This is a genomic window from Curtobacterium sp. MCBD17_030, assembly GCF_003224255.1.
Lineage (GTDB): Bacteria > Actinomycetota > Actinomycetes > Actinomycetales > Microbacteriaceae > Curtobacterium.
This window is the reverse complement of record NZ_QKLI01000027.1, coordinates 24,857-39,486: the sequence shown is the minus strand read 5'-3', so window position 1 is coordinate 39,486 and position 14,630 is coordinate 24,857. Positions and strand designations below refer to the sequence as shown.

General features: G+C 70.6%; 13 protein-coding genes. 7 read left to right on the top strand and 6 right to left on the bottom strand.

Annotation, left to right across the window (positions count from 1 at the left end):
• Positions 1–556: 556 nt before the first annotated feature.
• Positions 557–1,303, top strand: coding sequence for an endonuclease domain-containing protein (locus DEI89_RS16270; RefSeq protein WP_110905107.1), 747 nt, complete (start codon positions 557–559; stop codon positions 1,301–1,303).
• 252 nt (positions 1,304–1,555) lie between these two features.
• On the opposite strand, the gene DEI89_RS16265 is transcribed toward DEI89_RS16270, so the two are convergent.
• The 5 genes from DEI89_RS16265 to DEI89_RS16245 form a co-directional block, all read right to left on the bottom strand.
• Complete coding sequence (locus DEI89_RS16265; RefSeq protein ID WP_258366200.1) at positions 1,556–3,250, bottom strand: cell wall metabolism sensor histidine kinase WalK; 1,695 nt, start codon at positions 3,248–3,250, stop codon at positions 1,556–1,558.
• Between the two features lie 77 nt (positions 3,251–3,327).
• On the bottom strand, positions 3,328–4,023 hold the full coding sequence (locus tag DEI89_RS16260; protein WP_110905105.1) for a response regulator transcription factor: 696 nt from the start codon (positions 4,021–4,023) through the stop codon (positions 3,328–3,330).
• Between the two features lie 65 nt (positions 4,024–4,088).
• On the bottom strand, positions 4,089–5,786 hold the full coding sequence (locus DEI89_RS16255; RefSeq protein ID WP_110905104.1) for a DNA repair helicase XPB: 1,698 nt from the start codon (positions 5,784–5,786) through the stop codon (positions 4,089–4,091).
• A gap of 58 nt (positions 5,787–5,844) precedes the next feature.
• Positions 5,845–7,620 (bottom strand): helicase-associated domain-containing protein, encoded by a 1,776-nt coding sequence (locus tag DEI89_RS16250; RefSeq protein WP_110905103.1) that lies wholly within the window; start codon positions 7,618–7,620, stop codon positions 5,845–5,847.
• A gap of 28 nt (positions 7,621–7,648) precedes the next feature.
• Positions 7,649–7,951, bottom strand: coding sequence for a multidrug ABC transporter ATPase (locus DEI89_RS16245; RefSeq protein WP_110905102.1), 303 nt, complete (start codon positions 7,949–7,951; stop codon positions 7,649–7,651).
• Positions 7,952–8,004: 53 nt separating this feature from the next.
• Between DEI89_RS16245 and DEI89_RS16240 the strand changes: the two genes are divergently transcribed.
• Positions 8,005–8,382: a cold-shock protein gene (locus DEI89_RS16240; RefSeq protein ID WP_110905101.1), complete on the top strand. Its 378-nt coding sequence runs from the start codon at positions 8,005–8,007 to the stop codon at positions 8,380–8,382.
• A gap of 2 nt (positions 8,383–8,384) precedes the next feature.
• Positions 8,385–8,993 (top strand): DUF3027 domain-containing protein, encoded by a 609-nt coding sequence (locus DEI89_RS16235; protein WP_110905100.1) that lies wholly within the window; start codon positions 8,385–8,387, stop codon positions 8,991–8,993.
• A gap of 81 nt (positions 8,994–9,074) precedes the next feature.
• On the opposite strand, the gene serC is transcribed toward DEI89_RS16235, so the two are convergent.
• Positions 9,075–10,193 carry a phosphoserine transaminase gene (gene serC / locus DEI89_RS16230; protein WP_110905099.1) on the bottom strand — a complete coding sequence of 373 codons (1,119 nt, stop codon included), beginning with the start codon at positions 10,191–10,193 and terminating at the stop codon, positions 9,075–9,077.
• Positions 10,194–10,389: 196 nt separating this feature from the next.
• Here serC and DEI89_RS16225 point away from each other — a divergent pair, with 196 nt between their 5' ends.
• From DEI89_RS16225 to DEI89_RS16210, 4 genes are all read left to right on the top strand, one after another.
• Positions 10,390–11,085, top strand: coding sequence for a metal-dependent transcriptional regulator (locus tag DEI89_RS16225; RefSeq protein WP_110905098.1), 696 nt, complete (start codon positions 10,390–10,392; stop codon positions 11,083–11,085).
• A gap of 328 nt (positions 11,086–11,413) precedes the next feature.
• Positions 11,414–12,466, top strand: coding sequence for a C40 family peptidase (locus tag DEI89_RS18275; RefSeq protein ID WP_110905097.1), 1,053 nt, complete (start codon positions 11,414–11,416; stop codon positions 12,464–12,466).
• Between the two features lie 422 nt (positions 12,467–12,888).
• The gene (locus DEI89_RS16215) at positions 12,889–13,383 is read left to right on the top strand and encodes an HNH endonuclease (RefSeq protein WP_110905096.1); all 495 of its coding nucleotides are present in this window, start codon (positions 12,889–12,891) and stop codon (positions 13,381–13,383) included.
• A gap of 95 nt (positions 13,384–13,478) precedes the next feature.
• On the top strand, positions 13,479–14,594 hold the full coding sequence (locus tag DEI89_RS16210) for an epoxide hydrolase family protein (protein ID WP_110905095.1): 1,116 nt from the start codon (positions 13,479–13,481) through the stop codon (positions 14,592–14,594).
• The last annotated feature ends 36 nt before the right edge of the window (positions 14,595–14,630 follow it).

Genomic DNA, 14,630 nt, shown 5'->3' with positions numbered 1-14,630 from the left:
GCGCGGGCGGGGGCCGGCGGCGCGGGCGGCGGCCGAGGTCGCACGAACTGCCGCCCGCCGGGTGACAAGGCGGCACTTCGCGCGACCTCGGCGAGTAGTCCGTGGCGTGTTGTGCGACTTGAAGGCTGCGCCGCCGGCCGGCGGGCCGGCGGGCCGGCGGGCCGGCGTCCGATCGTCGAGGTCGCTCGAACTGCCGGCAGGCCGAGCGGCGTGCGGCACATATCGCGACCTGGGCGCTCGGGCTGCGGCGCGTCTCACGACCTCGGGAACGCTCGATCGCGCGGCTCGCGAGTGCGCGACTTGCAGGCTCCTGCACTGGAGGCTCGCGTCACGTCGTTCTCCACAGGGAACGGGAGTCGTCGGCTCGGTCCGCCGCCGCGTTCTCGAGACTGTCGAGATGGTGCAGCCACGACCCCTTCCGAGCCCGTTCGACGCGCAGCCCTTCCGGGTTCGCGACGCGCTGTCGTCGGGCCTCGACGCAGGACGACTTCGCCGCCACGATCTGCGACGACCCGTCCACGGGGTCCGCGTCGGGCGCGGGTGCGAGGGGACGCTGGTGGACGCGCTCTCACTCGTCCTGGGAACCGACCAGTTCTTCAGTCACACCACGGCGGCGCGCCTCTGGGGAGCACCGCTGCCCGGGCGGGAACAGGATCGGAACCACGTCTCCACGGCTGGCCGCGGTCCGCTGATGCGCCGCCCGGGCGTGACCGGCCACCGGGCCCGAGCGGACGCCCCGATGACCACGGTCCGAGGAGTCCGGTGCAGCACCCCGGAACAGGCCTGGTGGGAGTGCGCTTCCGTGCTCGGGCTCCGTGATCTGGTCGCGGTCGGTGACCACCTCGTCGGGAGGAGCGCTCTGACCACCATCGACGGGCTCGCCGCATCGATCCGTCCGGGGCACCGTCACGTCCGCGTGGCCCGAGCCGCCATCGAACTCGTCCGCGTCGGGTCGGAGTCAGCGATGGAGACGTGGTTCCGGCTCGCCTTGGTCGACGCCGGATTCCCGGAGCCGGTGCTCAACATCGACGTCGAGGACCCTTCCGGAACGTTCCTCGGTCGTGTGGACATGGCTTGGCCCGAGTACCGGATCGCCTTCGAGTACGACGGTGACCACCATCGTGACCGCGAAGTGTTCCAGCACGATCAACGGCGAGACAACGGTTTCGTCGTCAACGGATGGCTCGTCGTGCATGCCACTGCCCTCGACGCGTCTCGTCCGGCGCTGGTCTTCGAGCGACTCCGCCAGGCGTTCGCGATCCGGCGAAGCAGTCCCGCGCGCAGCTCTGCGTCGGCTCAGTGAGTCGACTTCCCTGCGACGCGGGGGAGGTCCGGCTCGCCGAGGTCGCACGACGTGCTGACCGAGACGGGCGCCGGCGGCAGTTCCGGCGACCTGGACGGCGGGCGCAGGGAGAGCCTCCCGGCCGGGGAGCAGTCGCGCTCCCCGCGAGGTCGCTCGACATGCCGTCAGGCCGACGTCGGGGTCGCACGAAGTGCTGCCCGGGACGGGGTCGGGCAGCACTTCGTGCGACCTCGGGCCGCGCGCCGTCTCAGGTCAGGAGAGCGTGGCGGCGGAAGCGCCCTCGCGTGGCAGCAGCGGGAGCCACACGCGGAAGGTGGCGCCGCCGCCCGGAGTGTCGAACACCTCGACGGACCCGTGGTGCGCGTGCACGATGCCCGACACGATCGCGAGCCCGAGGCCCGATCCGCCGGTGTCCCGTGCGCGGCTGGTGTCGGCTCGCCAGAAGCGCTGGAAGATCTTCTCGCGCAGCTGCGGGGGGATGCCCTCGCCGTGGTCGATCACGTCGATGTGCGCCATCTCGCGCTCGTCGTCCACGCCGATGCCGATCTCGATCGGGTCGTCGTGCTCGGTGAACCGCATGGCGTTGCCCATCAGGTTCGTCACGATCTGCCGGACCTTGTTCTCCTCCGCCAGGACGATCGGCGGCCGCTTGGGGAGCACGATCGTCGGCAGGGGCGTCGTCTCGTCGGTCGGGTTCTTCGTGTCGAGGCTCATCGCCCGGGTGCGACGAGCGCGGAGACGCGCGATGGTCTGCCGCGAGAACGCGATCGGCCCGGTGGTGTTGAGCGACGGGGACGCGGGGGCGGCCGGGCTGCCGGAACCGTCGGCCGCGGCGCCGAAGGAACTCATCGGCCGCACGGCCTGCGGCACGTTCTCCCCGGTCAGGGCGTCCTCGACCAGGACCTGGATCTCGCGGTCCGGGTTCGACGCCATCGTGTCGAGCGCGGAGTCGCGGGCGATGGTGACGAGGTCGACCGGTCCGAGTTCGAGCGGCTTTGACTCGTCGATGCGGGCCAGCTGCAGCAGGTCCTGCACCAGGAGGCCCATGCGCTTGGCCTCTTTCTCGATGCGGTCCATCGCCTGCGCGACGTCCTCTTCCTTGCGCAGCGCACCCATGCGGTAGAGCTCGGCGTACCCGCGGAGGGACACCAGCGGCGTCCGGAGCTCGTGGGAGGCGTCGCCGACGAACCGGCGCATCTGGTCGATCGTGCGCTCGCGGTCCTCGAAGGCGTCGTCGATCCGCTCGAGCATCGCGTTGAGGGACCGGTTGAGTCGGCCGACCTCGGTGTTCGGGGTGTCTGCGTCGAGGCGCTGGTTGAAGTCACCGGCTGCGAAGCGAGCCGCGGTGTCCTCGACGTTGCGCAGCGGGTCGAAGGTGGCGGTGACGAGGAGGCGTGTGAGCATCGCCCCGAGCAGGATCACCGAGATGCCGAACAGCAGGAAGATGACCGTGAACTGCGCGATGGTCTGGTCGGTGCCGGCGCTGGAGACCGCGACGAGGACGTAGCCGGTCTCGGTCGCTCCGGTGGAGAGGTTCTGCAGGTTCGCGGGGATGACCTGGGCACGCCACTCGTGGTTGTGCTGCTTGTCGTAGAGGCTGAAGGGGGCCGCCGTGGAGGCCGCCGACGAGAAGCGGACGTGTGAGACGTCCGGCTGCGACGGCGACTGCGTGTCGCAGATCTGTTCGCCGCCGCCGTCGTACGCGGCGACGTAAGAGCTCTTCTCGAGGACCATCGACAGCTTGCAGTACTGCTCACCGTCGCTGACGTTCTGACCTTCGAGCTGCGAGCTGGTGGTCGTCACCTGGGTGTCGAGTTGCCGCATCAGGTACGTGCTCAGCACCGTCATCGTGCCGAGCCCGGCGACGAGCAGGCCGAGCGCGACCAGGAGGACGGTGATCCCGGTGATCTTGGTGCGGAGGGAGATCGCGTCCCACCAGTGAGTCATTCGCGCGTGCATGCTTCCCCAACACTAAGCGGCGGCCGCCGGGGAGAACCCGACGACCGCCGACAGTCAGCTGTGACTCAGGAGGCCTTGGACGCCTTGAGCATGTAGCCGAAGCCACGCTTGGTCTGGATGATCGGCTCGGCCGAGTACTGGTCGAGCTTCCGACGGAGGTAGGAGATGTAGGACTCCACGATGCCGGCGTCGCCGTTGAAGTCGTACTCCCACACGTGGTCGAGGATCTGCGCCTTCGACAGCACGCGGTTCGGGTTCAGCATGAGGTAGCGCAACAGCTTGAACTCGGTGGGGGAGAGTTCGATCTGCGCCTCGCCGATGGTGACCTCGTGCGTGTCCTGGTCCATCGTGAGCTCGCCGGCGCGGATGATCGCGTCTTCCTCGTCGTTCATCGTGCGACGCAGGATCGCCTTGATACGGGCGACGATCTCGTCGAGGGAGAACGGCTTCGTCACGTAGTCGTCGCCGCCGACCGTGAGGCCGGTGATCTTGTCCTCGGTGTCGTCCTTCGCGGTGAGGAAGAGGATCGGCGAGGTGTAGCCCGAGGAACGGAGGCGCTTGGTGACGCCGAAGCCGTTCATGTCGGGGAGCATGACGTCGAGGATGATGAGGTCCGGCTCCTCTTCGAGCACGGCGGAGATCGCCTGTGCCCCGTTCCCGACCGCCCGCACCGCGAAACCGGCGAAGCGAAGCGAGGTCGTGAGGAGATCGCGGATGTTCGGCTCGTCGTCGACGATGAGGATCTTGGGTCCGTCGGTCATGTGACCATCATCTGGCTGTTCCCTGGCCGATTCCTGGGAGCCGTTCGTGTGTCGGCTAGGCGTCGTCAGGCGACGGGTGCCGCCACCTGGTCGGCGTCGAGGATCGTGTACGAGTACCCCTGCTCGGCGAGGAACCGCTGTCGGTTCTGCGCGAAGTCCTGGTCCACCGTGTCGCGGGTGACGAGCGTGTAGAACGACGCCGGGACGCCGTCCTTGTTCGGCCGGAGCAGTCGCCCGAGTCGCTGGGCCTCTTCCTGGCGGGACCCGAACGAGCCCGACACCTGGATCGCCACCGTCGCGTCGGGCAGGTCGACCGAGAAGTTCGCGACCTTCGAGACGACGAGCACGTCGATGCTGCCTTCGCGGAACGCCTGGTAGAGCCGTTCACGCTCGTCGACCGGCGTCGCGCCGGTGATCTCGGCAGCGTCGAGCGACGCCGCGAGCTCATCGAGCTGGTCGATGTACTGCCCGATCACCAGGATCTGCTCACCGCGGTGCTTCTCGATGAGGTCGCGGACGACGGGGGTCTTCGCCGGCGAGGTGGCCGCCAGCCGGTACCGTTCGTCATCGCTCGATGCCGCGTACTCCAGACGGTCCTCGTGCGACAGGTCGATCCGGACCTCGTAGCACTCCGCGGGGGAGATGTAGCCCTGCGCCTCGATCTCCTTCCACGGCGCGTCGTAGCGCTTCGGCCCGATCAGCGAGAACACGTCGCCTTCGCGCCCGTCCTCGCGCACGAGCGTCGCCGTCAGTCCGAGACGACGTCGGGCCTGGAGGTCCGCGGTCAGCTTGAAGACCGGCGCGGGCAGCAGGTGGACCTCGTCGTAGACCACGAGCCCCCAGTCGAGCGCATCGAGGAGCGAGAGGTGGGTGTAGACGCCCTTCCGGCGGGCCGTGAGGATCTGGTAGGTCGCGATCGTGACGGGCCGGATCTCCTTGACGCTGCCGGAGTACTCGCCGATCTCGTCCTCGGTGAGGGTCGTGCGGCGGAGGAGCTCGGTCCGCCACTGCCGTGCCGACACGGTGTTCGTGACGAGGATGAGCGTGGTCGCCTTGACGGTCGCCATCGCCCCGGCGCCGACGAGCGTCTTGCCGGCGCCACAGGGCAGCACGACGACGCCGGAGCCCTGCTGGAAGAAGCTGTCCACCGCTTCGTGCTGGTACGGCCGGAGGTCCCACTCGGTGGTGTCGAGGTCGATCTGGTGCGGCTGCCCGGGCGTGTACCCGGCGAGGTCCTCGGCCGGCCACCCGATCTTCACGAGCTCCTGCTTCACCTGGCCGCGGGCCCACGCCTGTAACTCGACGGCGTTCTCGGAGCGTCGTTCGCCGAGGAGGGGCTGGATCCGCTTGGACCGCACGACCTCGGCGAGGACCGCCGGGTCGGATGCGGTGAGCACGAGCGCAGGCTGCTGCTCGAGTTCCTCGGTTGGGGAGTTCGCGATCACGGGAGCGTCTTCGCGCTCTTCCCGCCGGATGACGAGCCGCCCGTAGCGCGAGACGGTGTCCTCGATGTCGACCGTCACGCTCTGCGGCACCGGGAACTTCGCGAACCGTTCGAGCGTGTCGATCATCGACGCTGCGTCGTGCCCGGCAGCGCGCGCGTTCCACAACCCGAGCCGCGTGATGCGGTAGGTGTGCACGTGTTCCGGCGCCCGTTCGAGCTCGGCGAACACCGCCAGCGCGTGTCGGGCGTCCTCTGCCTGAGGGTGCGCGACCTCGAGCAGCACGGTGCGGTCACTCTGCACGATCAGCGGTCCGTTCATGACGGATCAGCCTAGGCGGCGCAGCTGGTGCGTGACCCGGTTGTCCACAGCACGACCGTCAGGCGTCGCTCTCGATGCTGACGACGAGCGACAGCGGCAGGGTCCGTTCGACATCGACCGCGGTGTCCTTCCCGCGGACCCGACCGGCCGCGACCGAGGTCGGCACGATCGAGAACGGCCGCTCCGATCCGTCCGGCATCCGCACGGTGATGCGGATCGGCGTCCGACCACGCACCGCCATGTCGATCTGCCGAGCCATCCACTCCTGCTCCGGCTCCGCGTCGCCGCGTTCCGTCGTCAGTCGCAGGCGCTCCACGAGCGCACGTGCCGCCTGCTCCGGAGACCGGCTCGGTGCGCGTCGCCGGACGGGAGGCGCGGATCGCGTCTCCGGGCGCGCCCCCGCTGCGAGCACGGCCGGGTACCGCTGGTCCTCGAGCGCGCTGGCCACGACGTGCGGCGGGTACTTCGTGACGAGGGTGGTCAGGTCGGGCCGCTCCCACGCCAGCTGGCGGAGCTCGGCGTCGACCCCGATGAGGTCGAGCTGCTCCGGTGTGCCGTGCAGCACGGACCCGAGGTCGCCTTCGCCGCGGTCCACCACGACGCTGCCGTCACGGGTCGCCACCTGGTCGATCAGGTAGGTGAGGGGCTGGGGGACCTCGGTCGCACCGATGCGGGTGAACAGCGCCACCACGTCGTCGCGGGTGCGTCCGTCGCGGAGTGCCCGGCGGATCGAGTCCTCGGAGACGCGGTACCGCGCCGCCAGGCCCGGGGCCTCGAGATCGGCGACGGCTCGGAGGTCGTCGTCGTCGGCCGGTGTGAGGGGCCCCGGTGCGATGACCGTGAGGTCCGGCTGCAGGTACACCCCGTCGACGGTGCCGGGCAGGTCGGCCGCGGCGGCGGTGCGTGCTGCCTCCGGGTCGTCCCCGAGCAGTACCCGGCCGGTGGAGGTCAGGCGACCGTCGACCGCGAGCCCGAGGATCCGTGCCGTGCCGGCCGCGTCGAGCAGTGCGGCGTCGAGCCAGCGTGAACCGGCTGGGTAGGCCCACCGCCCGAGCGACACCAGGTCACCGAGGTCGTCGTCGGCGAGGTCCAGGACCTCGGCGACGGCGGGGTCGAGCGCAGCATGCCAGTCGTGCACGACCGTCGCCCAGCGGTCCGGCCACGAGGACCGGAGCCAGGCGTGTCCGGCGTCCGAGACCTTCCACGATCCGTCCTCGGGATGCGCGGCCCCGACACGGTCGAGCAGTGCGAGTCGGTCCGACACCACCGCGGCGTCCGCCCCGGTCCGCTCACCGAGCTGTCGGGCGAGGGGGGCACCGATGCCGCCCTTCGCGAGTTCCCGCACGGACCCGGCATCGGCGGCGCGGAGGAGCTCGGCCAGCACCGTGAGGGTCTCGAAGGCGTGCTCGGCACCGGCAGCGCGGGACCGGTCGTCGTCGGCGACCGACTGGCGGTCCGAGGTGTCGGGGCGGGCGGGGGTCGGGCCTCCCGGAGCGTCCGTGACGAGTTCCGGGCGCGCGGCGAGTCGTGCGGTGACCGCATCGTCGACCGCGCCCGTTCCGTCGGCCAGGCCGAGTGCGACCGCCGGTGCGAGGTCGTCCGGCGAGCCGCCGTCGCGGAGGGCGACGAGGGCCCGGCGAGGGAGCCGCTCGATCGCGGCGTCCACCGCGTCGTCGGTCCGGAGTGCTTCGGCCAGGTCGAAGAAGTCCGCGATGTGCTGGGGACCGGACTCGCCGAGTGCGGCGGTCGGGAGGGCGCGTGCCAGAACGAGTCGTTCGAGCGCGTCGTCCGGGAGCTCGCGCAGTCGTGCGGCGAGGTCCGTCGTGGTCGTCATCGTCCTTCACCGGCGTCCGGGGCGGACGTCAGCGCGCCTCTGCGAGGTGCTGCCGGGCCTTGCGCGTCCAGGTGACGACCAGGAGCGTGAGCATGAGCACGAACGCGATCGGCGGACCGAAGTAGACGACCCCGAGCGCGACCGGCCAGATGCCGTCGCCGGGGATCTGCTGCATCGTCAACCACCCGACGATCATGACGATGAAGCACGCCAGGATGAGGCAGACGATCCCACCGACCATGAACGCGAGCGTGCGTTCGGTACGATTGAACGTCGCCGGGGGTTCCGCAGCAGTGCGGGGGTCCCCGGTGGATCGGGTCGGCTTGGCCATCGGCCCAGGATATCCGACGCACCGCGGCCGTCCATGTAACGAGGAGTCCCAGCATGCCCACCGGCAAGGTCAAGTTCTACGACGACCAGAAGGGCTTCGGCTTCATCTCCGGAGACGACGGCGACCAGGTCTTCCTGCACGCCTCCTCCCTGCCCGACGGTGTGACCACGGTGAAGGCCGGCACCAAGCTCGAGTACGGGGTCGTGCAGGGCAAGAAGGGGACCCAGGCGCTGACCGTCCGGATCCTCGAAGCCCCGCAGTCCCTCGCCAAGATGACCCGGCGATCCGCGGACGACATGGCCGTGATCGTCGAGGACCTCGTGAAGGAACTCGACCGGATCAGCGGCGACCTGAAGCGCGGCCGCTACCCGAAGAACGGTGAGCGCATCGCCACCATCCTGCGACACGTCGCCGACCAGTTGGACGCGTGAACATGACCACCGACCTCACCGAGCTCGCCCGCGGCGCACTGCTCGAGATCACCCCCGAAGCGACCGTCGGCAGCGCCGTCGGCACCGTGGACGAGGGGGACGGCGTCGTCTCCGTCCTCTTCGCGAACCGCATGCCCGGCTACCCGGGGTGGCGCTGGACCGTCAGCATCGCCCAGGTCGACGGTGACGAGCCCACCGTCCTCGAGGTCGAGCTGATGCCCGGCGACGGGTCGCTCCTCGCGCCGGAGTGGGTGCCGTGGTCCGAGCGGCTGGCGGACTACCGCGCGGCGCAGGACGACGAGGAGTCGGACGAGGACGAAGACGAAGACGAGTCGGACGAGGACGACGACTTCGACGACGAGTCGGACGAGGACGAGTCCGACGACGACGAGGACAATGACGACGACGACGAGGACGAGGACGAGGACGAGGACGAGGACGACGACGAGGACGAGGACGAGGACGACGACGAAGACGAAGACGACGTCCCGCCGCCGCCCGCTCGTGGCCGCCGTCGGACCCGACGCGTCCGCCCGGTCGACCCCGACGACGACCTGGACCTCGAGCAACTCGACGTCGGCGAGGTCGACCCCGGCTTCCACCGGTCCTGACCCCGCAAAACGCAATGAGGGCGGCAACTCGCAGCGGTACTCCGTTGCGTGTTGCCGCCCACGTTGCGTTTTGCGGAGGGGCTAGCTCGCGAGCGCGGCGACCACGTGGTCGATCGCCCTGGTCAGCTGCCGCACGTCGTCCGGGTCGATGGCGGTGAACGTCGCGACGCGGAGCTGGTTGCGGCCGAGCTTCCGGTACGGCTCGGTGTCGACGATGCCGTTCTGGCGGAGCGTCGCGGCCACGGCCTTGGCGTCGATCGAGTCGTCGAGGTCGATCGTCACGACGACCTGCGACCGGTGCGCCGGGTCGGAGACGAACGGCGTCGCGTACTCGGACGCCTCGGCCCAGTCGTAGAGCGTCGCGGACGAGGTCTTCGTGCGCTGGTCGGCCCACGCGAGACCGCCGGACTGGTTCATCCACCGCACCTGGTCGTCGAGGAGCAGCAGGGTGGTGATCGCCGGGGTGTTCAGCGTCTGGTCCAACCGGCTGTTGTCCACGGCGTTCTGGAGCGACAGGAACTCCGGGATGTACCGGCCCGAGGCGGCGATCCGCTCGACGCGCTCGATCGCTGCGGGGGAGAACAGCGCGAGCCAGAGTCCGCCGTCCGAGGCGAAGTTCTTCTGCGGGGCGAAGTAGTAGACGTCGGTCTGGTCCACGTCGAACGCGGCACCGCCGGCAGCGCTCGTGGCGTCGACGACGGTCAGCGCGCCCGAGTCCCCGGCGGCGCGCACGACCGGGGCCATGACGCCCGTCGAAGTCTCGTTGTGCGGGTAGGCGTAGACGTCCACACCCTCGACGATCTCGAGCTCGGCGCGGGAGCCGCCCGGCGCCTCGACGACGTGCGGGGCCTCGAGCCAGGGGGCGGCAGCGGCCTTGGCGAACTTCGACCCGAACTCGCCGAAGGACAGGTTCTCGGCGCGGCGCTCGATGAGGCCGAACGCGGCGGCGTCCCAGAACGCGGTCGAACCGCCGTTGCCGAGGACGACCTCGTAGCCGTCCGGCACCTGGAACAGGTCGGCGAGACCCTGTCGGACGGATCCGACCAGGTCCTTGACGGGCTTCTGGCGGTGCGAGGTCCCGAGGACCGTGGCGCCGCGGGTGACGAGGGTCTCGAGCTGTGCTCCGCGGATCTTCGACGGACCACATCCGAAGCGGCCGTCGGTGGGGAGGAGGTCGGCTGGGATGACGATGTCTGCCATGGACCGATCCTAGCGACGGCGGGGGTGCTGCCCGGCGTGGACCGACCGGACGGGACGGCGCCAGTGGCGGCTGCGTGTCGGGGTCGGGGCGGGCCTGGCGTCCGGCGTCCGCGCACAGCGCACGGTGTCGGTGCCGGCCGGGCGGTCCCAGCAAGTAGTGTTGGTCGGGCTGGGCCAGGACCATGAGAGGCGGACCGTGACCGATCTCGTCGACACCACGGAGATGTACCTCCGCACCATCCTCGACCTCGAAGAAGAGGGGATCGTGCCGCTGCGTGCACGGATCTCGGAGCGCCTCGGCCACTCCGGTCCGACGGTGTCGCAGACGATCGCCCGGATGGAGCGCGACGGTCTCGTCGTCGTCTCGGGGGACCGGCACCTCGAACTCACCGACACCGGTCGTTCCCGTGCCACCCACGTGATGCGCAAGCACCGGCTCGCCGAGCGCCTGCTGGCCGACGTCATCGGGCTCGACTGGGCCTTCGTCCACGACGAGGCCTGCCGTTGGGAGCACGTGATGAGCGAGCAGGTGGAAGTGCGCCTGCTGGAGATGCTCGGCAACCCGACGGAGTCGCCCTACGGCAACCCGATCCCGGGGCTCGCCGAGATCGGCGGTCCGACGGCGGCCGGGTTCCTCGACGGCGTGCGCAACATCGTCGCCGCGACCGACGACACCGACGCCGTGGCGACCGGGGTCATCCGTCGCCTGGGTGAGCCGGTGCAGTTCGAGCCGGAGTTGCTGCACCAGCTGCGGTCGGCCGGCGTGATGCCGGGGCGGACGGCGAGTGTGCAGCGCGCCGGAGCGTACGTGTCGGTCCGCGTCGAGGGCGAGGACTCGGGCATCGAGTTGCCGACCGAGGTCGCGCAGCACGTCTACATCAGCGTCGACTGATCGACCAGGGCGAACCATAAGGGGTACGCGCCGGGGGTACAATACCCTTTGCGGACCCACAGGCTCGCCGGCGAACACGGCAGGGCAGGCTGTTCGGCTCTGATCAGGGGTTCTTCACCGGATCGTTACCGGATCACGGTTTCATCTCGACATGGTGACGACGCACCCGTACACTCGACGAGTCCCCGGGAGCAGCGATCGCGGGGGCCCGTGGCAGGACGTCTCGAAACCCGTCTCCTGCCTGAGTCGGAAACGATGACGAACGGATGGGGTTGCGCACGCCGGGCTCACGCCTGGCGGGTGATGACGAGGCGCCGGAGACTCCCCCTTGACCCACACCGGAACCGCCGCGGACGACTCGACGACCGCGAACCCGACGAACACCGGTGACGCCACCGCGGCTCCCCTGACCCGCAGGGCAGCACGCGAAGCAGCGGAGCGCGCGACCCGCCGCCCCCTCGCACGCACGGCGTCCACCCCGGCCCGCACGCAGGCCACCCGCACGGGGGCCAGCCGTACCCCGGCCACCCGCACGCACGTCACCCCCGTCCGTGCCGGCAGCGCCCTCGGCGTCGCCCGCACCGCCACGACGACGACTCCGAAGCCGACCGCCGCCTCGCGCAAGCGCCGGTTCATGGCCCCCGTGGTCCTGGCCGTCGCCGCCGGGATGTTCGGCACCATGGCCGTCCCCGCCGCGTTCGCGAGCACACAGCCGAGCACGACTGCCGAGACCGCCCGGCAGTCGCTCGTCGCCGCCCAGTCGCAGGAGTTCGACGTGTCGGCAGCCGCCGGCGCGGCCGACACCTCGCGTGACGGTTTCGGTGCCACCTCGACCGCGACGCTCACCGCCGAGAAGACCGCCGAGCACGCCAAGGAGGTCGAGGCCGCCCGCGCCGCGGCCGCCGCCCAGTACGCCTACGACGGCAAGACGGCGGAGGACTACCTCGCCACCGCGAAGACCGGCACCGCGAACGCCGCCCCCACGGCGACCTCGGCTGCGGCGACGGCTGCCACGCCGGTCGCCGCCGGTACCCCGTTCTCGCTGCCGGCGGTCGTCGCCACGGCGAAGCAGTACATCGGTACGCCCTACGTCTTCGGCGGTGCCACCCCGGCCGGCTTCGACTGCTCCGGGTACGTCATGTACGTGTACGCCCAGTACGGCATCAACCTGGCGCACTCGGTCCCGCTGCAGGACCAGGCCGGCACGACGATCCCCGAGTCCGAAGCGCAGCCCGGCGACGTCGTCATCTTCAACAACGAAGCGCACGACGGTTTCTACATGGGCAACGGCATGATCATGGACGCCCCCAAGCCCGGGGGAGCCGTGTCGATCCGCCCGATCTGGACGAGCGACTACCACATCGTCCGCTTCGGCATCTGACGATCCGACACCGCTCCGGTGCCCCGGCCTGACGCTCGGACGTCGACCGTGTGAACACCATCAGAACCGGCCCCGCACCTCTCGTGCGGGGCCGGTTTCTGGGTTAGCCTGCACCCATCGGTTCGACTCGACCCGAACGGGAGACCACATGTCGACGTCACGCACGACCCGCACCATGGGTCGGCGCGCGCATGTCGACATACGGACGACCACAGCCTGCATGCCTCGGCACGCGCGCGACTGACCAGAGCACTGCCCTGACGGGTGGTGCTCTTCGTGTTTGCGGACCTCACCGCCTCCGGGCGGAGCGGTCCGGCCGACGCCCAGCCACGGGAGTCGGTGGCCGTGATGACCTGTTCGACGCCGATTGACCCGGTACCCGTACCGCCTGGAAGCCGTCCAGGCACGTCGGAAGGGAACCCATGCGCACTCTCGTCCTCAACGCCGGTTACGAGCCCCTCGCGGTGATCTCGTTCCGTCGAGCCCTGGTCCTCGTCATGAACCAGAAGGCCTCCGTCGTGGCCGCCGACACCCTGCACCCCGTCACGGGCTCAGCCGTCAGCTTCGACCGTCCGTCCGTGATCATCCTCACCCGGTACGTGCGGATCCCGCAGTCCCGGCTCATCCCGGTGTCCCGACGCGGGGTCCTCCGTCGCGACGCCAACCGGTGCGCCTACTGCGGCCGGAACGCCACCACGATCGACCACGTGCAGCCCAAGTCTCGCGGTGGCCGGGACTCGTGGGAGAACCTGGTCGCCTGCTGCCTGGCGTGCAACAACGTCAAGGGGGACCGCACCCCGCGGGAGATGGGGTGGACGCTGCGCTTCCCGCCGAAGGCGCCGCACGGGTCGGCGTGGGTGGTGCGCGGCATCGAGCGTCCGCAGCCGGACTGGGACGAGTACCTGGTGGCCGCGTAGGCAGCGGCGTCGCCGACCGTCGGACGGGAGGCCCGTGGTCACCGCACCACGGGCCTCCCGTCCGACGCGTCAGCCGTCGGCGGTAGCGTGCCGGCATGAGCGAGAGCGCGCGGTTCGACGACGCCACCATCGACGACCTCCGAGCCCGCCTCCGGGCGACCCGGTGGCCGGACGCGCCCGTCGGCGCCGGCTGGTCCCTCGGCGTCGACGTCGACGAGCTGCGGGTCCTCGTCACCTCGTGGGCCGAGGACTTCGACTTCGCCGCGCACCGTGCGGTGATCGACGCGCTGCCGAGCCGGCGGGCGACGGTCGGCGGCATCGACGTGCACCTGCTGCACCAGCGTGCGGACCGCGACGACGCCCTGCCGATCCTGCTGGCACACGGCTGGCCGGACTCCGGGTGGCGGTACCGGCGCGTGCTGCCGTCCCTGGTCGACGCGGGGCTCCACGTCGTCGTGCCGGACATGCCCGGGTACGGGTTCTCGGCGATGCCCCCGCAGCCCCTGAGCTCGCGGGACGTCGCCGGGCTGTGGGCCGAGCTCATGACGCAGCTCGGGTACGACCGGTTCGCCGTCGCCGGCGGTGACATCGGCAGCGGTGTCGCTCGGTGGCTCGCGATCGACCACGCTGACCGTGTCATCGCGGTGCACCGGGTCGACGCCGGCATGCCGGTGTTCGAGGGCGACCCGGCGGAGCTCTCGGCCGCCGAGCGGACGTTCCTGACCACTGCCGGGGAGTGGCGGGACGCCGAGGGCGCCTACGGGGCGATGCACCGGACGAAGCCGCAGACCGCCGCTGTGGGACTGACCGACTCACCGGCCGGACTCGCCGCCTGGATCGTCGAGAAGCTGCGCTCGTGGAGCGACTGCGACGGCGACCTGTGGTCGGTGTACTCCCGGGACGACGTGCTCGGGCTCCTCACCGAGTACTGGGTCACCGGCACCATCGGCTCGTCGGTGCGGATGTACCACGCGAACGCCGCGGTGCCGCCGAGCGAGCAGGCCCGGCGGGTGGAGGTGCCGTCGGGCTTCACGCTGTTCCCGGTCGACCTGGTGCGACCCCCGCGAGAGTGGCTGGAGCGAACGACGAACCTCGTCTGGTACTCGGAAGCGCCACGCGGTGGGCACTTCGCCCCGGTCGAGCAGCCGGGTCTGTTCGTGTCGGAGCTGCTCCGGTTCCTCGAGGCCTTCCGGGGGCCCACCCCGGCCTGACCGACAGGGTCACGGCGCACGACGCAGGCCGAGACG